The 24,966-nt window shown below is 67.6% G+C and carries 22 protein-coding genes and 7 pseudogenes; 14 read left to right on the top strand and 15 right to left on the bottom strand.

What is annotated here, in order from left to right; all coding sequences use genetic code 11:
* Positions 1 to 26 precede the first annotated feature (26 nt).
* Positions 27 to 524: a cupin domain-containing protein gene (locus tag ABZ899_RS32815; protein WP_361353390.1), complete on the top strand. Its 498-nt coding sequence runs from the start codon at positions 27 to 29 to the stop codon at positions 522 to 524.
* Between the two features lie 25 nt (positions 525 to 549).
* On the top strand, positions 550 to 723 hold the full coding sequence (locus ABZ899_RS32810; RefSeq protein WP_361353387.1) for a hypothetical protein: 174 nt from the start codon (positions 550 to 552) through the stop codon (positions 721 to 723).
* A gap of 7 nt (positions 724 to 730) precedes the next feature.
* On the opposite strand, the gene ABZ899_RS32805 is transcribed toward ABZ899_RS32810, so the two are convergent.
* Positions 731 to 1,123, bottom strand: coding sequence for a hypothetical protein (locus ABZ899_RS32805; RefSeq protein WP_361353384.1), 393 nt, complete (start codon positions 1,121 to 1,123; stop codon positions 731 to 733).
* Positions 1,124 to 1,421: 298 nt separating this feature from the next.
* On the opposite strand from ABZ899_RS32805, the gene ABZ899_RS32800 reads away from it, so the two are divergent.
* Complete coding sequence (locus ABZ899_RS32800) at positions 1,422 to 1,544, top strand: hypothetical protein (protein ID WP_361353469.1); 123 nt, start codon at positions 1,422 to 1,424, stop codon at positions 1,542 to 1,544.
* A 66-nt stretch (positions 1,545 to 1,610) separates the two neighbouring features.
* On the opposite strand, the pseudogene ABZ899_RS32795 reads toward ABZ899_RS32800, so the two are convergent.
* A pseudogene (locus tag ABZ899_RS32795) lies at positions 1,611 to 1,754 on the bottom strand (transposase); the annotation flags it as partial.
* Between the two features lie 88 nt (positions 1,755 to 1,842).
* Positions 1,843 to 2,466: a LysE family translocator gene (locus ABZ899_RS32790; protein WP_361353451.1), complete on the bottom strand. Its 624-nt coding sequence runs from the start codon at positions 2,464 to 2,466 to the stop codon at positions 1,843 to 1,845.
* A 199-nt stretch (positions 2,467 to 2,665) separates the two neighbouring features.
* Here ABZ899_RS32790 and ABZ899_RS32785 point away from each other — a divergent pair, with 199 nt between their 5' ends.
* Together ABZ899_RS32785 and ABZ899_RS32780 are read left to right on the top strand one after the other, a co-directional pair.
* Positions 2,666 to 3,238, top strand: coding sequence for a CGNR zinc finger domain-containing protein (locus ABZ899_RS32785; RefSeq protein ID WP_361353381.1), 573 nt, complete (start codon positions 2,666 to 2,668; stop codon positions 3,236 to 3,238).
* A gap of 58 nt (positions 3,239 to 3,296) precedes the next feature.
* Positions 3,297 to 3,640: pseudogene (locus ABZ899_RS32780) on the top strand (transposase); the annotation flags it as partial.
* 134 nt (positions 3,641 to 3,774) lie between these two features.
* On the opposite strand, the pseudogene ABZ899_RS32775 reads toward ABZ899_RS32780, so the two are convergent.
* A pseudogene (locus tag ABZ899_RS32775) lies at positions 3,775 to 3,893 on the bottom strand (transposase); the annotation flags it as partial.
* 541 nt (positions 3,894 to 4,434) lie between these two features.
* Here ABZ899_RS32775 and ABZ899_RS32770 point away from each other — a divergent pair.
* Positions 4,435 to 4,902 carry a nuclear transport factor 2 family protein gene (locus tag ABZ899_RS32770; protein ID WP_361353379.1) on the top strand — a complete coding sequence of 156 codons (468 nt, stop codon included), beginning with the start codon at positions 4,435 to 4,437 and terminating at the stop codon, positions 4,900 to 4,902.
* A gap of 354 nt (positions 4,903 to 5,256) precedes the next feature.
* Here ABZ899_RS32770 and ABZ899_RS32765 read toward each other — a convergent pair whose 3' ends face one another.
* Together ABZ899_RS32765 and ABZ899_RS32760 are read right to left on the bottom strand one after the other, a co-directional pair.
* Positions 5,257 to 5,688 carry a response regulator gene (locus ABZ899_RS32765; protein WP_361353376.1) on the bottom strand — a complete coding sequence of 144 codons (432 nt, stop codon included), beginning with the start codon at positions 5,686 to 5,688 and terminating at the stop codon, positions 5,257 to 5,259.
* 3 nt (positions 5,689 to 5,691) lie between these two features.
* Positions 5,692 to 6,054, bottom strand: a complete 363-nt coding sequence (locus ABZ899_RS32760; protein ID WP_361353373.1) for a hypothetical protein — start codon at positions 6,052 to 6,054, stop codon at positions 5,692 to 5,694.
* 125 nt (positions 6,055 to 6,179) lie between these two features.
* On the opposite strand from ABZ899_RS32760, the gene ABZ899_RS32755 reads away from it, so the two are divergent.
* Positions 6,180 to 7,757 (top strand): ATP-binding protein, encoded by a 1,578-nt coding sequence (locus tag ABZ899_RS32755; RefSeq protein WP_361353370.1) that lies wholly within the window; start codon positions 6,180 to 6,182, stop codon positions 7,755 to 7,757.
* Positions 7,754 to 8,929, top strand: a complete 1,176-nt coding sequence (locus ABZ899_RS32750) for a fused response regulator/phosphatase (RefSeq protein WP_361353368.1) — start codon at positions 7,754 to 7,756, stop codon at positions 8,927 to 8,929. The genes ABZ899_RS32755 and ABZ899_RS32750 overlap by 4 nt, the downstream gene beginning before the upstream one ends.
* Before the next feature lie 304 nt (positions 8,930 to 9,233).
* Here the strand turns inward: ABZ899_RS32750 and ABZ899_RS32745 are convergent.
* Positions 9,234 to 9,476: pseudogene (locus tag ABZ899_RS32745) on the bottom strand (3-oxoacyl-ACP reductase); the annotation flags it as partial.
* A 504-nt stretch (positions 9,477 to 9,980) separates the two neighbouring features.
* Between ABZ899_RS32745 and ABZ899_RS32740 the strand changes: the two are divergent.
* Both ABZ899_RS32740 and ABZ899_RS32735 read left to right on the top strand, forming a co-directional pair.
* Complete coding sequence (locus ABZ899_RS32740) at positions 9,981 to 10,373, top strand: hypothetical protein (RefSeq protein ID WP_361353366.1); 393 nt, start codon at positions 9,981 to 9,983, stop codon at positions 10,371 to 10,373.
* Positions 10,374 to 10,378: 5 nt separating this feature from the next.
* Positions 10,379 to 11,046, top strand: a pseudogene (locus ABZ899_RS32735) (nucleotidyl transferase AbiEii/AbiGii toxin family protein).
* 1,089 nt (positions 11,047 to 12,135) lie between these two features.
* On the opposite strand, the gene ABZ899_RS32730 reads toward ABZ899_RS32735, so the two are convergent.
* Positions 12,136 to 12,330 carry a hypothetical protein gene (locus tag ABZ899_RS32730; RefSeq protein ID WP_361353363.1) on the bottom strand — a complete coding sequence of 65 codons (195 nt, stop codon included), beginning with the start codon at positions 12,328 to 12,330 and terminating at the stop codon, positions 12,136 to 12,138.
* A 426-nt stretch (positions 12,331 to 12,756) separates the two neighbouring features.
* The gene (locus ABZ899_RS32725; protein ID WP_361353360.1) at positions 12,757 to 14,217 is read right to left on the bottom strand and encodes an ornithine decarboxylase; all 1,461 of its coding nucleotides are present in this window, start codon (positions 14,215 to 14,217) and stop codon (positions 12,757 to 12,759) included.
* A 379-nt stretch (positions 14,218 to 14,596) separates the two neighbouring features.
* Here ABZ899_RS32725 and ABZ899_RS32720 point away from each other — a divergent pair, with 379 nt between their 5' ends.
* A complete protein-coding gene (locus tag ABZ899_RS32720) occupies positions 14,597 to 15,778 on the top strand; it encodes an amidohydrolase (RefSeq protein ID WP_361353358.1) in 1,182 nt (393 codons plus the stop codon).
* Between the two features lie 412 nt (positions 15,779 to 16,190).
* On the opposite strand, the gene ABZ899_RS32715 is transcribed toward ABZ899_RS32720, so the two are convergent.
* On the bottom strand, positions 16,191 to 16,820 hold the full coding sequence (locus ABZ899_RS32715; protein WP_361353355.1) for a hypothetical protein: 630 nt from the start codon (positions 16,818 to 16,820) through the stop codon (positions 16,191 to 16,193).
* A gap of 77 nt (positions 16,821 to 16,897) precedes the next feature.
* Between ABZ899_RS32715 and ABZ899_RS32710 the strand changes: the two are divergent.
* A pseudogene (locus ABZ899_RS32710) lies at positions 16,898 to 17,030 on the top strand (metallophosphoesterase); the annotation flags it as partial.
* Positions 17,031 to 17,138: 108 nt separating this feature from the next.
* Here ABZ899_RS32710 and ABZ899_RS32705 read toward each other — a convergent pair.
* Positions 17,139 to 18,482 carry a DUF5685 family protein gene (locus ABZ899_RS32705; RefSeq protein WP_361353352.1) on the bottom strand — a complete coding sequence of 448 codons (1,344 nt, stop codon included), beginning with the start codon at positions 18,480 to 18,482 and terminating at the stop codon, positions 17,139 to 17,141.
* Between the two features lie 267 nt (positions 18,483 to 18,749).
* On the opposite strand from ABZ899_RS32705, the gene ABZ899_RS32700 reads away from it, so the two are divergent.
* On the top strand, positions 18,750 to 19,226 hold the full coding sequence (locus ABZ899_RS32700; RefSeq protein ID WP_361353349.1) for a hypothetical protein: 477 nt from the start codon (positions 18,750 to 18,752) through the stop codon (positions 19,224 to 19,226).
* 494 nt (positions 19,227 to 19,720) lie between these two features.
* Here ABZ899_RS32700 and ABZ899_RS32695 read toward each other — a convergent pair whose 3' ends face one another.
* Positions 19,721 to 21,043, bottom strand: coding sequence for an MFS transporter (locus ABZ899_RS32695; RefSeq protein WP_361353346.1), 1,323 nt, complete (start codon positions 21,041 to 21,043; stop codon positions 19,721 to 19,723).
* 322 nt (positions 21,044 to 21,365) lie between these two features.
* Between ABZ899_RS32695 and ABZ899_RS32690 the strand changes: the two are divergent.
* Positions 21,366 to 21,843: pseudogene (locus ABZ899_RS32690) on the top strand (IS5 family transposase); the annotation flags it as partial.
* Positions 21,844 to 22,245: 402 nt separating this feature from the next.
* Here the strand turns inward: ABZ899_RS32690 and ABZ899_RS32685 are convergent.
* The 3 genes from ABZ899_RS32685 to ABZ899_RS32675 form a co-directional block, all read right to left on the bottom strand.
* Complete coding sequence (locus ABZ899_RS32685; protein ID WP_361353448.1) at positions 22,246 to 23,028, bottom strand: ZIP family metal transporter; 783 nt, start codon at positions 23,026 to 23,028, stop codon at positions 22,246 to 22,248.
* A gap of 180 nt (positions 23,029 to 23,208) precedes the next feature.
* Positions 23,209 to 23,649 carry a VOC family protein gene (locus tag ABZ899_RS32680; RefSeq protein ID WP_361353343.1) on the bottom strand — a complete coding sequence of 147 codons (441 nt, stop codon included), beginning with the start codon at positions 23,647 to 23,649 and terminating at the stop codon, positions 23,209 to 23,211.
* A gap of 487 nt (positions 23,650 to 24,136) precedes the next feature.
* A complete protein-coding gene (locus tag ABZ899_RS32675; protein WP_361353340.1) occupies positions 24,137 to 24,964 on the bottom strand; it encodes an alpha/beta hydrolase in 828 nt (275 codons plus the stop codon).
* Between the last annotated feature and the right edge of the window lie 2 nt (positions 24,965 to 24,966).

The raw sequence follows: 24,966 nt of genomic DNA, 5'->3' as shown, positions 1-24,966 counted from the left end.
GACTCACCCGTGAAGGAGACGACCCGGTGATCCCCGACGACGATCCGTCCCGTTTGCTGACTGTGGTAAACCCCGACGACCCCGGCACGACGTACATCTCATTGGTGGGCAACACCTACGGCATGCTGGTCACCGGCGAGCAAACCAACGGCCGATACTGCCTGATCGACATGCACGTCCCCGACGGCGGAGGCCCACCACCGCACCGGCACGACTTCGAGGAGATGTTCACCATCGTCGAAGGCGAGATCGAGTTCACCTTCCGCGGTGAGAAGCACACCCTGAAGGCCGGGTACACGATCAACATCCCAGCCAACGCACCGCACAACTTCCGCAACTCCTCGGGCGCGCCGGCCCGCATGCTGTGCGTGTGCACCCCCGCCGGCCAGGACGAGTACTTCATGCGCATCGGCGATATCGTCGCGGGCAAGGATGCGTCACCGCAGCTGTCGGAGAACGAGGTCGCGCAACGCCGTCGCCGCGCGGCCGAGTTGGCCTCGACCTACCGAAGCGAGTTCCTGTAGCTCGCAAGCCCGGCACCGGTCTGCCGTGGGCGAACGCGCCCTGACCTTGATCGTCAAGTGCACCGACGACATGACAGGGTTCGTGGTGCTCCCCGCACGCCGGGTGGGAGAGCGCGCGGTCGCATGGTTGATGAACTCCCGCCGTCTGGCCCAGGACTACGAGACGTTGCCGGCCAGCAGCGAGGCGGTGATCCGGTAGTGGACGGTCAGGTGGATGAGCCGGCGTCTGGCACGGCCACGGGCCGCTGGCCGGCACTGAACATCCCCGATGCCTCCAGGAGGAGCCACCCGCGTTCTGCCAGGCGCCTGGCCTTGGAACGCACCCCCTCGATCTCCGCCGACGTCGCCTCAAGGCCCAGCTTCACCGCGACCTCCCTGGCCTTCATCGGTCCACTGCCCGCGGAACGCCCCTCCACCAACACCCCCAGAATCCGCGGGTAGTCGGGCGTGAGCACGGTCAAGTGCAGCCCCTCCCGCCAGGGCGGCACCACCGACCCCGGCACCGGTGAGGGCACCGTTTTCTGCTCCGCCTCGGTCATGACAGTCGTCTCGGAGGCGGACAAGGCCGGGGCCTCGACCAGTTCCTCCCGCACGATCACCCGCCGAACCAGCTCGATCTACGCGGCCTCCAACACCTCAGCCAACCGCGCGGCTTCCTCCCGCAGGACCTCCACCCGTATCTGGGCAGCCAGAGACCGGCATGACCAGCCGAGCAGCGCGCCGTAGCTGAGTGCCCGGAGCGCAATGCCTGTCGAGGACCGTGCCATTTCCGGCAGGTCTCTCCTCCCCGGACCCACCTGCGCAGGGACAATGACCGCATCGCGATACGCCGTGGTCAGACCCCGCCGCACGTCCCCTGCTGGGACACGGTGGACGCCTGAAACGGGAGGGCACATCATGACGGACCCCGGACCAGCCCTGCAGGGCAGGGGGACGGCGACCTGGTCGACGAAACAAGGTACGGCCTTCGAAGTGGCCGTGGAGGGCATCAACCACGTGGTCGGGCGCATGGCCTGGTGATCGGCTCGAACGGCGGCGGCATGGGCCTACGTCGCGGGCCCTGATGGGGCTGTCTACCTGACACGGCACGAACAGAATGCCCTGGAACACCATCCGGTCCGGATGCCGCTTGCGTCCCGGATGCCGCGTCCGACGCTCGATCCTGGGCAACAGCGGCTCGATCACCGCCCACAGCTCGTCGTCAACTTCCCACGGCTTCGGCCGAGTCACCCCGCACCCCCAGATCACCGGTCCCGGAGCGATCCAACCACCTCGGAGATCATTTCGTTAGGAGTTCTAAGTGCCCATTCTGTCGCTGTTAGGCCAGGAGCATCTCAACAGTGATCGACCCTGCCAGCACAACATAAACGACGCACGCAACATAATTCAGCACAGCCGTCGCTTTTGTTGAGCCGGTGAGTCGTGCATGAAAAAATCCCGACAACACTCCAATGCATCCATAAAGAATGACCTCCATCAGAACATTGATTGCACCGAGGGCGGCCATCTGTAATTCGGGATTCTCTGCACTCCCTATGAACTGCGGGAGCACTGCGAGGTAAAAGAGGATTATTTTGGGGTTCGACAGGCTGACTACCATTCCTCGCAGAAACCACCTACCTGTCGCGATATCGCCGCGTCCGTTTATCGCTTGACGCGCACTTCGCATTGTCACGTACGCCAACCACAGCAAATACGCCGCACCCAGTATTCTCACCGCATCAAGCACCGATGGGTGCGATCGGGCGATATCCCCCATCCCGGCAACGACGGCGGCGGCATAGAAACTCATACCTGTTCCTATACCGAGGATCGCCCTCAGCGCGGACAGACGACCACCCTCTAGGCCCACTGCCAGCATGTAGGCCATATCAGGCCCGGGCGGAGCGAGAAAGAGCAGGATCACCGCAACATAGCTCGGCAGTACCGCTAAATCCAGCATCGTCAACTACCTCCGGTTCGGCGTGGCGCGCCCAGGAGTCCCTCGACGCCGGCAGTGATCCGCTGCCAGTCACCCGAGCTGGTGGCCGGGCACCTGCTGCTGACCAGGAGGGTTCCGCGAGATCCCCGAGTCGACACAGAACCACCTAGGACGGTTCTAACATGTTGCACTTCAAGTGGCAACCCGTTAAGGTAGTTTCGTGGCTACTGTCTATCTCCCCGAGTTTCGCTTGGGTAAAGTATTGGCGACCAGCTTCACCGGAACCCTGTCAGAGCGTTACGGTGAAAAGCTGGAGCGAATTCCTGTTCCCTCTCGGCTCGCAGACTGGTTGGCGGTCAATGGACTTGCGGTCGGCTCCTGCACCCAGTCCCAACTCGACCGGGCTCGAGAGCTCAGGGAATCCATTCATACAGCCGCCACGGCCGTTGCAAACCAGAACCCGCTTCCCTCTGCAGCTGTCCACGTCATCAATGACTGCAGTACTCAGGGTCTGGCCTCGGCGATCTTGACGTCCGAGGGTGTCCGGAAATGGCGGCTGAGCTCTACTTCCGTAGAAGATGCGCTGAGCGTGGTCGCCGCCGACGCGATCGGTCTACTTGCGGGAGAGCGAGAGGGGAAGATTTCCTTGTGCGCGTCACCCACGTGCCGAGCCGCTTTCCTGGACACCAGCCGAGGCGGCACACGGAAATGGTGCGACATGAATACGTGTGGAAATCGCGAGAAGAAGGCACGCTTCATCAACAAGCGCAATGGCTCAAGCCTCGCCGACTGACCACTTCCATGCGTTCACCGGCATCGCCTGTTCCCCTTCGCTGGCCCAGGCTTACCAGATGAGACGTCTTCCAAGGCCGACGGACAGGCGTCCACGGCGGCTGCAGCCGTTGCTACCGGTCAGCAACAGGCGTTGTGGCAGGTGGCGGGATCACCGGCAGGTGATCGACGGGATTTTGCACCGGGTGCGGACCGGCGTGCAGTGGCGTGACCTGCCGAACGGTTCGGCCCCTGGAAGACCGTCACCGTCTACGAACGCCACCGCCTGTGGTCGGCCGACGGAACCTGGGAACGCCTGCTCCAGCAGGTTCAGGCCGAGGCCGACGCGGCCGGGGAGATCGACTGGGACATCTCGGTCGACTCCACGATCGTGCCGGCACATCAGCATGCCGCAGGCGTCCGCCCCGATCCGCCGCCGGCGGGCGTGGTCGTCGTGATGGCCGATCCCGAAGAACATGAACTCTGCCTGGCCCAGTACTACTGACCCGCGCCACGCCCCGGTGCTCTCGGTAGGGTCACAGACCGGCAACTTCACGACACGGTGGGCCAGGGCGGTAAGTCCTTCGGCAGCTGACGCCAGGCGCACCGGTCGATACCACGTAGAAAATCGCGTCCACAATCCGCCGACGTGGGTGCTTCTCCCGCCGCCCGTCCTTCGGCCCGGCCCTCGCCGTTCGTCGTCTGCTCCCCGCAAGTGACGGCGAGTTGCTCGATTTCCACGACCGTGCTGCGCAGCTACTCAAACCGTCCGCTGCCGACCGCAACCTCACGGCGAACATCGAGGCGGCGGCTGCGACGTTGACCGAGAATCGAGAAGTGCACTGAACGCTGAAGTCCCCACAGAACGCATCGGCGTTGTGATACGCCGTCGCAGGAGACGTACGGGCAGGCCGCTAAAGGCGTGTACCGAGAGTGAAGATTGAAATGCGAGTCGAATGTACCGGAGTGGCCTCGCTTCGCAGTTGCGATCACTGGCCAGTCAGTATGGGATGAACAGCAGAAGGCGTCGAACTCATTTGGGTTATCCGCAGACGGACCGGCCGCCTCAGAGACCCCACTGCGAGCACGACACGGCCAGGGCGGGAGTTCTTGCGAGCCGCCGGTCAAGGCGCCGATGGCCGGCCGTCGGCCGCACGGCATCCGGTCCGCCGATGGCGGGCAGCTGAGGCGGAACACTGTGACGTCGTAGGAGAAACGATGGCTTCCAACCCTCCTGCGCCCCCTTTCACCAGGGAGAGCGCCATCGAGAAAGTTCGACTCGCCGAGGATGGGTGGAATACTCGAGACCCTGAACGTGTAGCGCTCGCTTACACAATAGACAGCAACTGGCGTAACCGCGCGGAATTCGTGAACGGGCGTGACGCAATAATAGCCTTCTTGACTCGGAAATGGCGTAGAGAGTTGGATTATCGACTGATCAAGGAGTTGTGGACGTTCGACGACAATCGAATCGCCGTACGTTTTGCGTACGAGTGTCACGACGACTCGGGAAACTGGTTCCGTTCCTACGGAAACGAAAACTGGGAGTTCGATGGTGAGGGATTGATGCGGGTTCGCCTGGCATGCATCAATGATCTTCCGATCAAGGAAGAGGAGCGGAAGTACCACTGGCCGCTCGGGCGTCGCCCGGACGACCACCCGGGCCTGAGTGACCTGGGCTTCTAGGCCTACGGGGGCCGTCGAGGAGCACTGCAGGATCGGCCTGGAGATGCGGCAGTGGGCAGCAAGATCAGTGCTGAGGGTGTATTGGCGTGCCCTCACCGACCGGGTGATGTCCCGGAATCCGGCACCGTGGCTCAGGCACGATGCGTCCGCACCCGGGTGGAGCGCCCCCGCTCACGGGCGGCCAGCAGCACCGCCGCCGAGGACTGGTCCCGATAGGTGCGAAGGCGGCGCGATTCGGCGCCATGCGCTCGCCGCGAAGCCGTCGGTGGCCTCTGCGGATACATATGGCTGACGCAGTTGGCGAGCACCCGTTCGCGAGCAGGCCGAAGCTCACGAACGGGTGGGCGCGGCGGGTTACGCCTTGGGGGGCTTCACGGCGATGTCGAGGTAGAAGGCGTCGATGCTGCGTACCGCCGCTTCGAAGTCGTCGAGGTTGACGGGCTTGGTGACATAGGCGTTGGCGTGGTGGTGATAGGCGCCGGTGACGTCGTCAGGGGCGGCCGAGGTGGTCAGGACCACGACGGGGATGGTGCGCAGCTCGGGGTCCTCCTTCACCACCGCGAGGAACTCCCGCCCGTTCATCCGCGGCATGTTGAGGTCGAGCACGATGAGGTCGGGACGCTCGTTGCCCTGGTCGCGCAGGAATTCCAGGGCCGCGATGCCGTCGGGGACCTGGGTGATGTTGCGGGTTCCGCGTTCGGTGAGGGCGTCCTGGATGAGCAGGGCGTCGGCAGCGTCGTCCTCGACCAACAGCACGTCGTAGGGATGGGTTGCGGCGGCGGCCATGGTTCACGAGCTCCGGGGTCGGGGGGTGGGATGGGGTGTGCTGCTGGTGATCAGGCCGGGCCAGCGGCGCCGGGCTCCTTGCCGGCTCATGTTCATGGCCTGACCGATCTCCGGGTAGCCGGCGCCGTGCGCGGCTGCGGCGTGGGCTGCCTGGTCCTCCAGGTGCCGGACGCATTCCTTGACGCTGGCCAGGATCCGCAGGCGCGCCAGTGCGCCCTGGCGGGCCTCACCGGCGGTTCGGGTGGAGACAGCCGAGAGGTCGCCGCTGTGCTGCGCCATGCAGCGGGTGAGTTCGTCGACCACCTGTGCCACCAGCGCGGTACTCTCCCCGCCTGATGGAGCCGCGGTGGAAGAAGATCTGGGCATGACAGCAGCCTAGGGCTTTGATCTCCCCCAGGACAACATCCGTTGTCATGTCGCGGGTACAGTGTGCGTGTCGCGTGTGGATGTCGTGGCGCGAGTCGTTACTTGAGGGAGAGATTCGAACCGCGATGAGCAGAAGGCCGTCGCCCGCCGAGGGTGCCCTGTCCGCCTGGACCACCCGCCGCTGGCTGCGGGTCGGCGTCTCGGTCACCCTGTCCGTGCTGACCGTGCTGGGGGCGCTGGGCATTTGGGCAATGTGGCGCACTTCACAGCTGACCAACGAGATAATCGACCGCCGCACACCTGCCCTGATCGCCTCGATCAGGCTGGAGGAAGCGCTGGTCAACCAGGAGACCGGTATCCGCGGCTACGGACTGTCCGGCAGCGAGGACTTCCTGGCCCCCTACCGACAGGGCGTGGAGGACGAGCGCTCCGCCCTCAGGAAGCTCAAGCCCCTGCTGAAGGGCGATGACGGGGGCCTCAAGGATCTGGCCGAGGTGCAGGCGCTGGCCGGTACCTGGCATGAGCGCATCGCCCGCCCCGTGTCGACAGCGGCTCCGAGCGACGTGGTCGACGCGGCCGAGAAGCGCACGACGGAAGGCAAAGCCACCTTCGACCGGCTGCGCACCGCCATGACGCGCCAGCAGGCCCACCTCCAGGAACGGCGCACCGAGGTCAGCCGCGAGCTGCGGGCGGCCATGACCGTACGGAACTGGATGTTCACCGGCATCGCCGTCGTCATCGTCCTGGTCACGGTGCTCATCTTCGAAGGCCTGCGCCGCGGCATCACCGCTCCGCTCACCCGGCTCGGCTCGTCGGCCCGTGACGTCGCACAGGGACGCTTCGACCGCTCCCTGGACGGCGGGGGTCCGGCCGACCTGCGCCGGCTGGCGGCCGACGTGGACCTGATGCGCCGGCGCCTCGTCGCGGAACTCCAGTCCAGCGAGGAGTCCCGCAGGCTGCTCGACGAACAGGCGGCGGACCTCAAGCGATCGAACACGGAGCTGGAGCAGTTCGCCTACGTCGCCTCCCACGACCTGCAGGAACCGCTGCGCAAGGTGTCCAGCTTCACCCAGCTCCTGCAACGGCGCTACGGGGGCCAGCTGGACGAACGAGCCGACCAGTACATCGACTTCGCCGTCGACGGCGCCAACCGCATGCAGATCCTCATCAACGATCTGCTGGCGTTCTCCCGCGTCGGCCGTGTGCACAACGACCACCGCACCGTGGACCTGCAGAGCGTGTTCGACAGTGCCCTGGGCAACCTCAGCGTGGCCATCGAGGAGAGCGACGCCGAAATCACCAGCGACCCGCTGCCCACCATCGCCGGAGACACCACCCAGCTCACCATGCTCTGGCAGAACCTGCTCTCGAACGCCATCAAGTTCCGCAGTCCAGAACGGACACCGCGCATCCACATCAGCGCCGCCGTCGTCGACGACGTATGGCAGTTCGCGGTCAGCGACAACGGCATCGGGATCGCACCGGAGTTCCAGCAGAAGGTCTTCATCCTCTTTCAGCGACTGCACACCAAGGACGCCTACCCCGGCACCGGCATCGGCCTGGCCATGTGCAAGAAGATCGTGGAGTTCCACGACGGGACGATCACCATCGACCCGGACCACCAGCCGGGGACACGCGTCGTCTTCACCCTCCCCGTCCCGACGAAAGGTCCTACGGTGCCGGAGGGGGAGACACAGCCGTGAGCCACCACAGAGCGGGCGGTGCCGAGCAGTACACCATCGTGCTGGTGGAGGACGACGACGGGGACGCCCTTCTCGTCGAGGAACTCCTCTACGACACCGACCTGCCGCACAGCCTGATCCGCTGCCGCTCAGCCGCCGAAGCGCGGGCGACGCTCGCGACCACGCCGGTCGACTGCGTCCTGCTGGACCTGCACCTGCCCGACGCCTCCGGCGTGGAGACCGTCGAGGCGCTCCAGCCGGAGACCCACGCCGCCGCCATCATCGTGCTGACCGGCCTGGCCGAGCCCAGGGCAGGGGTCGAAGCCCTCGCCGCGGGCGCCCAGGACTACCTCGTCAAGGGCAAGGTCGAACCGGACCTGATGCAGCGCGCGGTGCGCTACGCCGTCCAGCGAAAGCACGTCGAGCAGGCCAGCGCCGCCCTCCAGATCGGGCAGCTCCGCGCCGAGGAGAACGCGCGTCTGGAGCGCGGACTGCTGCCCGAGCCCCTTCTCACCTCCGCCACCGTCAGCGCCGCCAGCCGCTACTACCCGGGCCGGGCACAGGCACTGCTCGGAGGCGACTTCCTGGACGTCGTCCAGACCGACGACGGCCAGGTCCACGCCATCATCGGCGACGTCAGCGGCCACGGCCCGGACGCCGCGGCCCTCGGAGTGTGCCTGCGCATCGCCTGGCGTGCGCTGACCCTGGGCGGCCATCGCGACCAGCAACTGCTTCATCTGCTGGAACGCATACATGTCGCCGAGCGCACCGGCCACGACCTGTTCGCCACCTGCACCCTCATCACCCTGGACCCCACCGCCGCGACGTGCACCCTGCACCTGGCCGGCCACCACGAACCGCTGCTGCTGACCAGCGTCGGCACCCGCGAGGTGACCGCCGCCCATGGAATCGCCCTCGGCGTCGCACCCGGCCTGGGGAAATGGCCGTCGACCACCTTCTCCCTCCCTCCGCGCGGAGCTCTGCTCGCCTACACGGACGGCCTCGTCGAAGGCTTCGCCGGCACAACCGGCACCCGGCTCGGAGTCGACGGCCTGCTCGGCATCCTCGACACGCTCCGCACCGCGGACCCCGGCGCCCACCTCGACGCGCTCATCGTCGAGACCCGCGCCCTCAACGCCAACCGGCACACGGACGATCTCGCCATCCTCCGCCTGGACTGGGATCTCACGTAAGGCCGGCCTGCCGGCCGCTCCCCCGCCAGAGACACCACCCAGTGCGGCGGGTGCGAGGACGGCGGTTCCGGGCTAGCCAGCCGCTCCGTCCGCCTCAGCGGCGCCGTCGGTTCCGGGGCGTCGGTAGGCGCCGTGCCACAAGATCCGGGTGAGTTCGCGGCGGGCTGCTCCAGCAGCCAGGTTCGGGCGCCTGGTCGACGAGCCATCGTGCATGCGCCACAAGCGCGAGCGTGGCTCTCGAGTAGGCGCCGGTGGAGTTGTAGCGAACGTTCCATGTTGAGGTCATCGGGGTCCAGCGACGCGGTCAGATGCGTGGCCGAGGAGACGTGGACGCCGCGTCCGCGCGCGGTGCGAAGCAGAGGGGTGAGGCGAGTGGTGAGCAGCATAGGCGCAGGTAGTTGGTCTGCAGGGTTCGCTCGTTGCCGTCGCTGCTCAATTGCCGGGCCGGCGGCCCGGGGCGGCGCCCGGCGTTGTTGATGAGGACGTCGACCCTGTCGGTGATGTCCGCGACGCGGTCGGCAAGTGTTCCGACTGCTGCGAGCTGGTCGAAGTCCGCCTGGAGCTAGTGCCCCTCTCCCAGTCCCGGTCGGTCGAGGTCACGGGGGAGGCGGCCCTCGCTCTCGGGGGCTGGGGCCGTGGACGATCAGGTAGGAGATGTGCGCGGCCAGACGGCGACCTACGTGCTCTCCGATGCCGCTGGTTGCGCCGGTGAACACCACCGTCAAGGAGCTTCTCATGGGAGGCACCTTGTTCACGCGCCCGGATCCACACGGACGTCCCCGGCTCGGTGACCGACCGTCGCCGCCCTGTTCAGTGACCTAGGGCACGGCACTATCGCGAGTGAGTCGTAAAAGGCATAGGTCAGAGCCGCTTTCTCGGCTCGCCACCCTGGGTGCAGGCGCCCAAAGCGTCACGGCTGTCGGCCCGTCCCGCGTACTCGGGCCAGTTGAGCTGCCACGACCAGCTCCCCGGAAGGCTCCGTCCCGCTCACTGCAGCCGCCGGCTCGCTCATCATGCCCCGCGCCACTTCACCGGGCGCCATAATGGGCTCATGGCCTCCAGCTCACAGCATCGCTCACCCGCGCCGGGGGAACTCTCGGGCGCGGATGCCGAGGACCTCGCGCTGTACGTGGAGAAGTTCCGGCTCCGTCTGCCAGAGTCGCTGGACCACCTGCAGGGGCCGGCTCATGGTGTCGTGGAGCTACCGCTGCACCTGGCCTGGTCCGGGATGACGTCGTACGACCTGGGCAAGCCTCGCCAGCGCATGGGCTTGTACCGCACCGTCCTGCACGAGGGCCTGCGTGACGACCTGCCCCGCTACCTCAACCGGGACCTGCTTCTTCAGCTGTGGCCGGTCCTGCGCACACTCATCGGTCGAACCGTGCGCGCCGTGTGGGAGGACGCGTTCCCCCAGCTCGCCTCCCGCACCCGGGCAGCCGCGTGACGGACATGCCGGTGCTGCACACGCGGCTCCTGCGGATGTGATCGCGCTCGGCTCCCCGTATCCCCTGGTCCTCACCGGCGGGTATGCCGTGCGGGCGCACCGCCTCGTGAACCGCCCGAGCCAGGATCTCGACGTCGCCACCGAGAACCCGGCGCCCATGGCCGACATCGCCGCCACGCTCCGCGCCGGCCTGGAGGCCCGCGGCTGGAAGGTGCACGCGCTAGAAACTGCCCCTTTGTCCGCCCGATTCACCGTGTCCGACCCGGCCACCGGGCAGGAATGCGAAGTCGACATCCTCAAGGAGATCTTCTGGCGGCCGGTCGCCCAGAGCCCATACGGGCCCGTCCTCGCGGAGGAGGACGTGATCGGGACCAAGGTCCGCGCCCTCGCCGACCGCGGAGCGCCGCGCGACCTGATTGACGTGTTCGCAGCCTCACGCCGCTGGACCAAGGCCGAGCTCGAGGAGTTCGGCCGCCGCCACGCCCGTGGCCGCTTCGAGCGCGAGGATCTGCAGGCGAACCTCACGGGCGCCGAGTGGACCGACGACGAAGCCTTCGCCGCCTACGGGCTCGATGACGCCACAATCACCGATCTCCGCGCTTGGGCCGTGGAGTGGGCCGACGACCTCGCGGCCCGTCTCCTGGAAGAGGCCGATGATCCATCGGCATGGTGATCAATCGGAGCCGACCCTGGTGTGTCCCTCTACGCTGGCCTCCATCCCTTCGGGCGCCGCGAAACCAGCGTGAGCAGGTCAGCGCGCCGTGCGCCGCCGGGTACCGTACGCCGCATCCGGTGGTCAGCCGACCTGCCGGGATTACTTTGGCGGGGCTGATGTCTTCGGCACCCGGGTGAGACCGATGGGGAGCCGCCGAAACGGGTCGCCGAGCGATGGGTGGGCGATTGGCACGCGCGGTGCACCGGCTGTCCGCTTGGGGCGATGACGAGCTTCTTCCTGGCACCATCCGGGGATCGTGTGCGACGCGTTCAGGACCAAGCATGCGCTCAAGCGCTGTGTCCTATGCCGCCCACTGACCCAAGACATCCCTATCGACCAGCAAGCCCGCAGGGCAGTGAACCTTCGCAGCCGGTTCCGCGTGCTCCCGCTTCTCGGCGTGGTCAACCGCCTCCCCCGGCAGTGACGCATGCGGCCAGAGAGCATGGGCCCCGGCTGCACGTCGTCAGCCGTGGCTGCACGCATGCAGAGACAGCGCTGCGGTTCAGGACTCGGTGCAGCGGCAAGGGATTCCAAGATGGCGGCGACGCGCCTGCCGTCGCCATCAGCGGCGCCGGAACCCAGCGGTTATTTCTTCAGGCTCTCGCAAAACCAGCCCGCCAGAGCGCGCCTCCCAGCCAGGGCGACCTGCACGATCAGTCAGGTGACGCACTATCAAAACGAGCGTCAGATATCGCCCGTAACGCCCACACCCTATATACGGTGCATGCACAAAACCGCGGGTCAGGAGTCCTTTGCTGTCGGCTATCGGATCGCGACACACTCAACGTGGTAGGTCACCGGAAAGATGTGGGTCTGGGCCAGTCCCGGAAAAGTCCAAGTCAAAGCTGGCCTTTCGGCTCGCTGTCCCGCGTACCGACGCCCAGAGCGTCAGACGAGCGTCCTGAACAACAGTCCAGGCCTTCTTTTTCGGGCGGACCAGACTGTCACGTCCAGCTCATCTGCACGAGCCCGCTCCCGCTCACTCCGGACGCGGGCTCGCGCACATGCCCCTCACTTCTCCTTGCTCGACTTTCTGCGGGACGGTGCTCAGGCCGGGTGGTCCGGCTGCTGCTCGGGAGGCGTACCGCCGCCCTTGCCTCCGCCTTTGTTGCCACGGTCCGTGCCATGGGCGTGGCCGGCACCTTCGTGGTCGGGCTGTGCCGCCTTGCGGGACTGGCTGTCCTGCGGAGTGCCCGCCCCCTTGTCACTGCGCCGCAATTCGGGCTGTTGCGGGTTCGACATCGACTGTCCTCCTTGCCTCATCTGTTCCTCGACGCACTTGCCGACTACGAGTGGCGCACGGGTTCCGTCCGAAACGTTCAGCGAGGAAACTCACCCCGTGGGCTCGCCGCTGAGCACCTTCACCCCGTCGGTCATCACATCGCCGTACTCTCCACTCTCCGGAAGCCTCAGTTGGATGCGCGACCGCGCCGAGAAGCGGCACTCAGCCGTCGCCATGCCCGCCTACGGTCGTCCGGGGTGACCCGGGAACAGCGCGGTGACGCTCGGGCGGACCGGAAACCGCAGGGCAGATCGCACAATCCACGCCGGTCCGGGCTGGTACCACCCAGATCTCCCGCACGCCGAGCAAGCCACCGTTCGGTGACACGGGCGGCGTCACCAGGCGGTGTCGCGTACTTGCGGCTCCGCCTCTCCTCGGCCCCCGGCTCAGCGCCGCACCACCCGCAGTGTCCGCACCGACGGGTCTGCCGCGTCCGGGATCAGGACGCCGTGGTCGACGCCGCTGCGCAGATAATCGAGGATCTCGTCGGTGATCACCTCGCCGGGGGCGATCACGGGCACGCCCGGAGGGTACGGGCTGAGCATCTCCGCGGCGATCCGGCCCGCCGCGCGTCCGGCGGGCACGTGGTCGACCTCGCCGAAGTACGCCTCGCGCGGCAGCATCGCCTGTTCCAGCTCCAGGTCGGCGGGCTCGGGCAGGTGGACCGGCGGCTGCCGTTCGATGGAGTCGGCGCCTTCGACCAGGGCGCGCAGGGCGTCCAGCAGGACCTTCTCGGTCTCGTCGTCGTCGGCGTACGTGATCGAGGCGCTGATGCGACAGCTGTCGGAGCCGCCTACGTCCACATGTCGGCGGGCCCTGAGCCACTCGGCCGCCTGCATGCCGCTGATGCCGAGCAGACGGACGTCGATCACGATCTTGAGAGGGTCGAAGGAGGCGGCGAGTCCCTCCTCCACGACCTCCCGGCCCATCGGACGCAGGCCGGGCAGCTCGGCGGCAGCCCTGCGGATCCGTTCCGCTCGGTGCAGCGCGGCGTCCAGCAGGTCGTGCCCGTGCTCCACCATCTGCCGGCGCCAGCCGTCGAGTGTCGCGTACACAAGGGACGAGGCGCTGGTGGTGCCGAGCAGGTCCTCGCGCTGTTTGAGGACCTCGGGCGAGACCCGGTCGTACTGGAGGTGGAAGACGGAACTCTGCTCGATGGCCCCGCCCATCTTGTGGACGCTGGTGACCACCAGGTCGGCGTCCGCGTTCATGCCCCAGGGCGGCAGCCCGGGATGGAACGGGAAGACCGCACCCCATGCCTCGTCGACGATGAGGGGGACGCCGTACTCGTGGCACACGCGGGCCACGCCGCGGATGTCCGCGCAGGTGCCCCAGTCGGTGGGCGTGATCAGCAGCATGCCCTTGGCGTCCGGGTGTTCGCGCAGGCAGCGACGTACGTCGTCGGGCTCCGGCGGGTGGGCGAGGTGCCGCTCGGTGTCGAACTTCGGGTGGACCCAGATCGGCTCGACGCCGTTGACGATGACGGCCGCGATCACCGTTTTGTGCGCGTTGCGCGACAGCAGCAGCTTCTCGCCGGGGCCGGCCACCGCCAGCATCGCCGTCTTCACCGACAGGGAGCTGCCACAGGTGGAGAAGAAGGCGTGCTCCGCGCCGACCGCGTCCGCCATCAGTTCCTGGGCCTGGCTGAGCACGCCCTGGGACTGGCGCCGGTCGTCCAGCCCGTTGAGGGAGAGGACGTCCGAGCGGAACACGTCGAGGCCGACGATGTCCGCCACCCGCGGGTCCACACCGCGGCCCTGCTTGTGACCGGGCGGGCCGTAGGCGATGTCTCCACGGCGCCGGAACTCCTGCAACGCCTCCAGCACGGGCACCCGCGAGTGATCCATGGCTCCTCCGAAGTAGGCCCCCGAGAACAGCAGTGCATGCCTTGCACGGACACGGACCGTGTGCACCGCAGGCGGCCGCCGAAACGCGGCGCGGCCCGTACCGACGGCGGCGGGCCGCCGGGTGTCCGCGCAAAGGTTGCGCTCGCTGCGTCGGCTGCGCATCGCGAAGGGGGCATCGGCGCGGCGGCACCGTACGGGTCGACCCGCCGTGGCGTCACGAGCGCGCGCTCCCCGCCCGGCAAGGCTTGCCAACGCGTCGCCGGGCTGAGGAAGGCGACGCCTGCGGTCGGGCGTATCCGCGTCCCCGGGTTCGGAATCGGTGCGGGTGGAACCCGGGTCCGGCATGGCAGCCGCTCGCCGATCCCCGTGGGAGGTCCGAGTGTCCAGTCCAGAGCCGCGGCACTCCCGGGTCCGCGCCGAGGTCGCCCGGCGCGCGGAAGACCTATGGGCCGTGGCGTGCACGCTGCACGCGGATCCCGAGACCGCCTTCGCCGAACACCGGGCGGTGGCGCTGCTCACCGGCGAGCTGGAACGTGCCGGATTCGAGGTCCGCAGGAACGTCGCGGATCTGCCGACGGCGTTCACGGCGCTCTCAGGCCAGGGGCGGCCTACCGTGGCGCTCCTCTTGGAGTACGACGCCCTGCCCGGACTCGGGCACGCCTGTGGGCACAACCTGATCGCGGCCGCCGGCCTCGGCGCCGCGCTGGTCGTGGACGCCCTATGGCACAGCGCCGAGGGATCGGTGCTGGCGGTGGGCACGCCGGCCGAGGAGGGCGGCGGTGGCAAGGCCCTTGAGGTGCGGGCCGGGGTGTTCGACGACGTCGACGCCGCCCTGATGTTCCACCCCGGTGTGTACGACTGGGTGCGGGCGCCGCTGACCGCACAGGAGCAGTACCGGGTCGGTTTCCGCGGCCGGGCGGCCCACCCCACGGGCAACCCGACCGAGGGCATCGACGCCCTCGCGGCGCTGATCGAGCTGTTCAACGTCCTGTCGGCGCTTCATCGGCGGCTGCCGGAGGGATCCCATGTCCAGGGGATCGTCACGCAGGGCGGTACGGCGACCAACATCGTGCCCGATTACGCCGAGGGGCGCTTCGGGCTGCGCGCGCTGACCACGGCCGCCCTGGACGACCTGGCGGCGCGCCTGCGGACCGCGGCGGAGGGCGTGGCCCGGGCGACCGGTACGTCCGTCGAGGTGGAACGGGTCGGCGTCCGCTACGAGCACTTCCGGGACAGCCAGGTGCTGTCCGAGCGCTTCGCCGACCACCTGGCCCGGGCCGGGATTGCCCTCACACCGCCCGAACCCGGCGTCTACCTGGGATCCTCGGACATCGGCAACGTCAGCGGCCGCGTACCGGCCATCCACCCCTTCGTCGCGATCATGGACTCCGGCGGCAGCGATCACACTCCGGAGTTCGCCGCGGCCGCGGCCTCCGAACGCGGCCGTCACGTCCTGACTGCCGTGGTCGAGGCCCTGGCCTGCACCGCCCTGGACGTGCTGGGGGACGCGGACCTGCGCGCCCGCGCCTGGGACGCACACGCGGCCGGGGACGGGTCCTGACGACGACCGTATGTGCCGCCTTGGCCGTCCGGTCGGATCACCGGGTTGAGGACAGAGCTGCGGGCCGTCACCGAGCGAGGCGAGGCATGAGCCGACGACCACAGCACCACCCACGCAACCCAGTGACGCTTTCGATAGCGCCGCTGGCACTCGCCGCGGCGCAGCCTGTGGCTGCTGTACCGCACGGAACTGTTCGGCGCCGTGCGGCCCACTCGAAGCGGCCCAGGCCATAGCGCCGGGGCTGCGGGCCTTGTGGTCGAAGTGTCGCGTGGTCATGGTTGCCGGGTCCGGTCCGTCCACGCGTGGGTGTGCCTGTCTCGCCCACGCGTTCGGGAACGCGGCCGACCGGCCGGGGCACCGGCCCCGGTACGGCTCGGACATGAGCGATACCGAGTGGGCTGTGGTGAAAGAATCACTCAAGAGTCAACCGGGTCACATCGGGCATCTCCCGGATCGCCTCCTTGTCGTCGGCCCTGGCCAGGCCGCTCTCCACAAGCAGCCGCAACCATCTGTCCCGGTATCGGCCGCGCCGGTCACGGCCCGTCACAGCGCCCGGTCCGATCATGGCCGCGACAAGCTGGGGGTAGGCCGGCCCGAGGACGAAGCGGTCGAAGAACGTGACGATGTCGTTCGCGAACACCAGGACGTCGATCGTCTCGTCCGGGTGCTTGTACAGGTGAATGTAGTCGTCGATGTCGAAGGAGTAGACGTCCCCGTCGTCCAGGTCCAGCCATATGCGGGAGCTGCACTCGATGTCCACCGGGACGCGGTGGCGCTCGCAGCCGATGGCCAGGGGACTGCCCAGCGGGCAGTCCGGATCGGTCGCCCGGGCCGCCCACGCGGCTGGGCCCTGGACCTCGTCGGGTTGAAAGAAGCGGAAGTGGTCGGCGCCCAGCCGCGAGAAGAGGCCGAACACCTCAGTGACCCCCTGCGGCAGTTCGGGAACGGGCTCCGGGTGCCTAGCCCTCTCGATGATCACCCCGAAGCCGTGCTCGGCCTCCACCTTCGTGATCAGCTCGAGCTTGGAACGAATCCGCTCCAACCCTTCCCGGCTCCCCTCGTCCATCGGACATCCCCCTGTCTCGTCATCTCGGCGTGAGGAGCAGGGCAGTGAGGAGCATGTTGAGCCGGGCAGCCGTCTACCCAGACATCCACGCGAGTACTCCCCGCCCTGGTGGCAGTGCTCGCCGAGCCGGATGTGTCCGCCACCGACCGTACCGTGCTCACCGATGACATCACGGCCGGCCCACGTCGGCCCAGGTCCTCGATGGGCGCTGCCACGTAGCCTGACCAGGCGTCCGTGGACAGCGCACGGCAGCCGCTCCCACCTCTGTTCCCGGGGGCCCGGCTCATACATCGTTCAGTCGCAGCAATCGCAACAACACTTACAAGGGTTGCAGCAGCCACCACCACCGCAGCAGCCGTCACCCGAGCCACCGCCGGAACCACCGGATCCCCGATCCCCGCCGCCCGAACCTCCGGCTGACCCGCCCGAGTTGCCGCCGCCCCGGCCGCCGAACCAGCCGTCGCCCCCTGAACCGCCCTGGCCAGAGCCGCCATCCCGGTTGCCGTCACCGAACTGCCAGGGCTCTGCGTCGTCCTCGATGCAAATGCAGCAGTTGGAGCACACCCCGCAGCCACGGCACAACCGGCGCCATTCGCCACACCGCCGGCACTGCCCCTCCGACGGCCGGCCCGACGCCATCGAGCCGCCCTCCGGAGCCGCGCCAGCAAGCGCCCCTACGCCGCGGGCCGTGCCGGTGTCCGAAGGTATTTCCGTCGCACGGCGTCCCGGCCAGGGCAGCACGCGTGAGCCCCGCGCCTGGTGGCGACGCTGATGGTGACGATGCCGGGGTTCGAAGACGCGGTCAGTGGCACGCTCCAACTCGTCGCCCAGGAGCGCTCGTACCAGCCGCCCGTCGACGAACTCGGCTTCTGCCAGCGCGAGTCGGATTCCGTGGACGGCGTCGTCACAGAGCCGGCGCACTTCGGCGCGGTCCGTGCCGGTCACGGCAATCGGGTTCCACGCATCGGACGCCTCGTCCGCGTCCAGATCCTCCACCGCGTCCAGCAGATGCGCCAGCCGGCCGAACAGGCGGCCAGCCTCCGCCAGGGGTTCGGCGTTGCCCGGGCGGCCGGCGAGTACCGCGGTGTGAGCGAAGGCGGCTGCGGTTGCCGTCTCCGTGGGCTCCGTCACCGTCAGCAAAGAGCTGCCGGGGCCGGTCAACCGCTCGACTTCCAGCTGGCGTTCGACCGTGTCGAGCAGCACCGCGGTGTCGAAGCCGAGCCGTTCGCCGCCCGCGGCGCTCGCACGGACCCAGCCGTGGGCGATTCGGCGTGCCGCCAGCGTCACCGGGCGGCGCCCCAACAGGCCGTCGCCGTCGCTGACATGGTCACGTATCTTCGCTGCGGCCAGCACCAGCGACACCGTCGCCGCCAGCCGCGCGCCCTCGCCCTGCGCCACGTCCGCCGACCGCATCCCGCGCAGCGGGCACGGACCGGCGCCTCGCCGCCAGTCGCCGGTACGCTCCGACTGCGCCTCGGTCAGCACCGAGACGATCAGGCCGTCGTAATTGGTGGCCACCCGTGCGAACTGCCCATACTCGCCGCGCAGCGCCAGGCACAGCCCACACAGATGTGCCATCCACTCGGTACGCATGGCCTCGCCCAGTCGATGACGGCACGGCCTGATGATTCCGAACACCGAACGTTCTCCCCCGCACATACAGCTACCGGAAAACAAAGCCAGATGGACGGCCCACGGCCGCACGACCGCATGTGACCTCTACGCGCGGCCGAGGCCGACAGCCTAGAGCCAACGCCGCTGATTTCACGAGCGGTTCGAGGCTCTGATGTGCGGAAAAATGCACTGACGCGGGCTCAACCCGGTGCCGGGCTATTCATGACGGCTCGGACGCCGTGATCACACCAGCCTCAGGGAGATGGTCTCAAAGATCGACGGCATGACACGATGACCGCCATGGCAGGTCAGGTGTGGGTGTCACTCATATCGTTGGGCGGCGTCGTTCTTGGCGGCTTGCTGTCCTACCTTGTGCAGCACAGGACTCAGCTCTCGGCTGAACGTGCGGAACAGCAACGGCAGCAGAGCGCCTTGTCGGAGGCCCGGCGCGCGGAACGGCTCGCGCTGCTGGAGCGGTTCATTGAGGTCGGGGCCGAAGCCGAACGCTCCGCCTTCAGTCGGCCTTCCGAGTGGGAGGACACCGACGCCTGGTTCCTCACGACCCAAGACGTCATGAACAGGCTGTGGGTCGCGGAGCGGCTCATCCGTATCCAGTTCCCCCTGCCCGTGCACGATGCGGCACGCGCGTACTTCCTCGACCTCAACTGGACGGTGTGGGAAGGCCTGCCTGACGGCGAGAGCGTTCGGGACTACCTGGAGGGCAACCGGCTGGCCTTCCTGGACGCGGCCCGCGCGGTCATGGGGTAGCGCACCGCCGACCCCAAAGATCTTTTACGGGACAGCCCTTACGAGAACCTTCTACGACAAGCCGAGGGCGAGCCTGCAAGTGCCCGGCGGAGGCATAGCTGAGCGCGCGAGCCGGCCGCCGTCCTTGGTAAGCGAGCGACTGAGGTGAGATCTATCAGCGTTGGTGACGTGCTGGGCTCTCATCCTGTTGGCCGTCTGTTTGGCTCCCGAGCACGTCGGAGGCCCCTTCACGATCACGCGAAGGGGCCTCTGACCGCGTCGGAGTCGGGATTCCGACCCGTGGGGTTGCGTCCAGGGAAGTGGTGTATGGGTGGGCGCTCGGCGAGGTGCCGGGACCGCTCACGCTGGTGAGCGGCGCCCTGTGCCTGGCGGGTGTGGGGGTGTCGCGGCCCGGGCCCAGCCTGGGCCGGGTCGGAGCGAGGGCCCGGACGGCCGCGGTCCCGGCTCCGGAGCGGACGGAGGCAGGGGAACCGCGGCTTGGCCGGACGCCCGGCTCAGTGTGAGCGTGCCCGGTCCGCGAGGACCTTGATGGAGACCAGGGCGATCAGCGACAACCCGATGATGTAGCCGGAGACGGCCATCGAGGTGCCCGTCGCCTCCAGCAGCAGCACCATGACGAACGGTGCCAGCCCGCCGCCGGCGACAGCGGCGATCTGGTAGCCGAGGGAGGCTCCCGTGTAGCGCATCTCCGGGGTGAAGAGCTCGGCGAACAGCGCCGCCTGGGGGCCATACATGATGCTGAGGAAGCAGCTCGCGACAAACGTGCTGACCGCGAGCCACAGCAGCGACCCGGTGTCGATCAGCAGGAACATGGGTACGGCCCACAGCGCGATGCCGACCGCGCCAATCGCGTAGATCCTGATCCGGCCGAGCCGGTCGGACAGGGCGGCGGAGGCGGGGATCAGCACCAGCTGGGTGAGGCTGACGCACAGGGAGACGGTGAGGACAGCGCCCTTGTCCATGCCCAGTTCACGGGTCGTGTAGTCCAGGACGCCGGTGATGATGATGTAGAACGTCGCGGTGTTCACCGCGAAGGAGCCGCCGGCCAGCAGCACGGTGCCGAGGTGACCGCGCAGGATGGTGCGCAGGGGTGAGTTCTTCTCGCCCTTCTCCTTCTCGGCCAGCGCCCGCTCGGCCTCCCGGAACTCCGGGGTCTCCTCCACCCGGGTGTGGATGTACCAGGCGAGGGCGAGCACGGGCAGCCCGACCAGGAAGGGCACGCGCCAGCCCCAGGAGGCGAACGCGCTGTCCGAGGTGAAGGCACCGGCCAGCAGGAACACGCTGTTGGCGGTCACCACACCGATGGGAACGCCGAGCTGGACGACGCTGCCGTAGACGCCGCGCTTGCCCTCGGGGGCGTACTCGGTGGCCAGCAGCATCGCGCCGCCCCACTGCGCGCCGACGGCGACGCCCTGCACGATGCGGAGGAGGACGAGGAGGATGGGGGCGGCGACCCCGATCGTCTCGTACGTCGGGAGCAGGCCGATGCCGATGGTGGCCACGCCCATCAGGGTGAGCGCGAGCACCAGCATGGGCTTGCGGCCGCGCTTGTCGCCGAGCTGACCGGCGACGATGCCGCCGAGCGGACGGGCCAGGAAGCCGACGGCGAAGGTGGCGAAGGCCGCGAGGACCCCGGCCGTGGGACTCCCGGCCGGGAAGTACAGATCGCCGAGGACCAAGGCCGCGGCGATGCCGAAGACGAAGTAGTCGTACCACTCGACGGCCGAGGCCAGGGCGGCTGCCGTGGCGACCCTGCGGCGGTTGGGGGCCGCGAGAGTGGTGGAGGTGAGCGGCTGGGCGGAAGGCGCGGTGTCCATGCGGTGCACGCTCCGATGGGTGCGGGGACGGAACAGGCGGAACAGGGCGAATCAGAGGGAACGGTGAAACGGTGGCCCGGGTTCCGGGGAACGTACTGACCGGACGGTATGTACGTCAACGGGTTGAGCGCCGCGAGTTTTACCTGCACATTGCGCGGGGCTGTGGTCCACAGGGGCGTCGGCATGACTTGGGCCCCGGCCTCGCGGGGGGCCGAGGTCCTCGGCGGGCCGAGCCAGTGCCCCGACGGGGCTTCGCGCGTGTCTCTTTGATGGGTTGGTCAGTTGATCGGATGTTTCCGTCCAATGAGTGATCATCGATGCGATGTGGGACCGGATCGAGCCGTTGAAGCCGGCGGAACCGGTCCGCGGGCGGCGATGGGTCGACCACCGCCGCACCTTTGAGACCATCGCGTGGAAGTACCGCACCAACTCGCCCTGACGGGACCTGCCCGACGCTCGGCCCTTTCCAGACCGCGCACAAGCGGCTGATCAGATGGGCCGTGGACGGCACCTGGGAGATGATCCTCACCGCCGTCCTGGCGGCGGCGGACGCCGACGAGGACCTCAACTGGACCGTGTCAGTGGACTCCACGGTTTATGTCCGGGCCCACCAGCACGCAGCAGGAGCACAAAAAGGGGCGGCCCGCACCGGCGAGCCCGCCGATCCCGCGCTCTGACGCTCCCCCGGCCGGCTGATCACCAAGGTCCACCTGGCCGCAGACGGCCGCGCCGGGCCTCTCGCCTTCACTGTCACCGCAGGCCAGGCAGGTGACGCGCCTGCCTTCGCGACGGTGCTGTCCGCCTGGCCACACGAACCGACACACTCGTGACCGCCTACCAGGCCGCACTCCACCTCGCGGGCATCCTCATCTGGTCCCGACGCTGACCGAAGGGACAGAACCTAACCGTCGGCCGGTGCCCTCGACGGGGATCGCCGGAGAATGTGCGAGCGATGTGTGACGGCTGATCTTCGCTGGCATTCTCGAGCCCGACGCCGTTGGAATCGATGGACGAACGCCAGGCGGTCATATCACACGAGTCGACCCTTCGCGGCGTGACGGATAGCCGCCGACTGACCGGGATCAGTCTGTGCGGGCGCGGCCGTAAATTAACGCACGTGGTGCCCCGCACCTGGCAGGCGACTCCGTCGTGGCACGGAACATGGCCCGCTCTGCAGGCGGCGTGGAAGGGAGTGTCTGAGATCAGCTGGCCAAGCCGATGACCAGCCACGTGAACGCCACTCCGGCTATGGTGAACAAGAGGGTCGCCCGGGTCGGATGCGGACTATGCGCCTCAGGCAGAATGTCTGAAGTCGCCAGGTAGAGCAGGAAGCCAGCGAAGAAGCCCAGGAATATGCTCAGGATGTGTTCTGAGATGGTGAATGCCAAAGTCACTGACGCGCCTGCGAGCGGAGCCGCGGCATCGGCCGCGACAAGTGCAACACCTCTCCGCCGGTCATGGCCGTATAGCTGCGTGATGGTGAATGTGTTGAATCCGTCGGCGAAGTCGTGGGAGATTACGGCGATTGCGACCACAGTGCCCGTGGTCCCGCCCGTCTGAGTCGCCGCTCCGATCGCGAATCCGTCAAGAAAGCTGTGGCCCACTAGCGCGCCCGCAGCAGCAATTCCCAACCCATGGACTGGGCCTGAGGCCGCGTGATCATGATGATGAGGCGGTGAGAACGGGTGCGAGTGAGGCCCGTACTCCTCTTCATGTGCGCGGTGGATAGCCACACAGCGTTCCATTATGTGCAGTACATGGAAACCACCTATGAAAAGGAGCAACGGGACAGGAACCCCGAACGCCTCTGTCTCGTTCGTTTCCAGCGCTTCGGGCAGCAAGTCGAACCCGACTATCCCCAGCATCAGGCCTGCTGTGAGGCCGAGCACGAGATGTCGTCGATCACCCACATGATGCGCGACCCAGCCCCCGAGCAGGGTGGTGGCAGTGGCACCGGCTGCTATCAGTACAGGAGCGGCCACCATGATCTCCCAGAACGGACGGAGGCCGAGTGTCACAGGTTGGTCGACATGCCTGCACGAGGAACCTGACTGAAGCGAAGACTCCTCGTATGTCTGTGTGCCTGGGGCTCTTTACCGGAGGTCGCGAAAAGGAGGCACCTGTTTGGACGTAGGGCCCGCCAGGCGGTTCTGCAGGCCGCGTCCCTAGCCGATGGGGCTCGCGCCTTCCTGGAACACGTTGATGAGGTTTCCGTCAGAGTCCCGGATTGCGGTGGAGATGCTGCCATCTCCGAGATCCATTTGCTCCCAGACCGTCGTCACACCCAAATCGCGGAACGTCTGCGTCACGCTCGCCAGGTCCTCGACACGGAACACGAGGGCCTTGTTGCCGATCGCACGCACGTGGTCAGGAGGATCTGCCATCAGTTCAGGGACTCGGACGCCGTTGGCAGGCTGGAGCAGCTCGAGCCGGAAACCCGGACCCTCCAGGAACGCGACATCGGCTCCGATGGCCTCGAAGCGGGACTTCGCCAGAAGGGTGAGGCCGAAGACCCGGCGCCACCAGGCGATGGAGGCATCAAGGTTGCTTACGGAGGTCGTGACGTTGTGCAGGCTGTAGGCGAAGGGGGGGGTGATCGGCTGCACTCATACTGATCCCTCATTTGACCTGGATAGGGCGGTGACGATTCGGCGTGGGTACGGGTTATGAACTCCAACGGACGCGATGGGGAGCACCCAGAGGGAAAACACCCTCCCGGATTCCTCACATCTGACATAGCCCCCGCGTGGGAGGCTTTGCGCTGTCCGGGACTGATTGATGCTCCGCCCTGGCACGGCAGACGGCTTGGCAGCGCCTGGAGGAGTCGCCGGCACGGCCAGCGCTGAAGTCTTGGGCTGCACGGCCAGCCGTTCACGCTGCTGGGCCGACCGAGGCCGCAGCGTCGGCTGCTCCTGGTGGCTCCTCTCCGGCACGCGACTTCACCCGGGCGGGCTGCAACGGGGTACCACTGGGCTGAGTCCTGTCCGGATCATTCCCCCAATTCAGCTCAGAACTCGGGGTCCGCCCGCTGCGGTGCGGGTCGAGGTGAGCGGAGCCGCCTCGGCCCACGGCAGCGGGGGCAGCGGGCGTACTTCAACCGCGGGCGAATTCGAGGAGGTCCCTGTTGAAGGTCTCGGCGTACTTAGGCACCATGGCCAGACCGTGCGGCGCGCCCTCGTAGACCTTGTACACCACGTCCTTGACGATCTTCGAGGACTTGGCACCTGCGGAGACGATCGGAACTATCTGATCGTCGTCACCGTGCACGATCAAGGTGGGCACGTCGACCTTCTTGAGGTCCTCGGTGGTGTCCGTCTCGGAGAACGCCTTGACACAGTCGTAGGCACCCTTGATCCCGACGGTCATGCTCCAGAGCCAGAACTCGTCGCGCGTGCCCTGGGAGACGGTGGAGCCTTCACGGTTGGCGCCGTAGAACGGGGCGCTCAGGTCCTTGTAGAACTGAGACCGGTCCGTCGCCACACCCTCGCGGATCTCGTCGAACACTTCACGCGGCAGACCCTCGGGGTTCGCTTCCGTCTTGAGCATGAGAGGCGGAATCGCGCCCAGGAGGACCAGCTTCGCGACCCGGCTCGTACCGTGACGGCCGATGTATCGGGTGACTTCGCCGCCTCCGGTGGAATGACCGACCAGGATGACGTCCTGCAGGTCTTCGGCTTCTATGACCGCGGCCAGGTCATCGGCATAGGTGTCGAGGTCGTTGCCGTCCCAGGTCTGCCCGGAACGCCCGCCCCCGCGCCTGTCGTGCGCGATGGCCCGGTAGCCGTTGTCCGCCATAAGCTTCAACTGCGGGTCCCAGGCGTCCGCGATCAGCGGCCAGCCGTGGGAAAAGACTACGGGCTGCCCTGCGCCCCAGTCTTTGTAGAAGATATGCGTGCCGTCACTGGTGGTGGCGAAAGGCATGA

This window comes from Streptomyces sp. NPDC046859, from assembly GCF_040645135.1.
Classification (GTDB): Bacteria; Actinomycetota; Actinomycetes; order Streptomycetales; family Streptomycetaceae; genus Streptomyces.
Note: the sequence above shows the minus strand (reverse complement) of the source record. Positions and strands in the feature narration are given on the sequence as shown.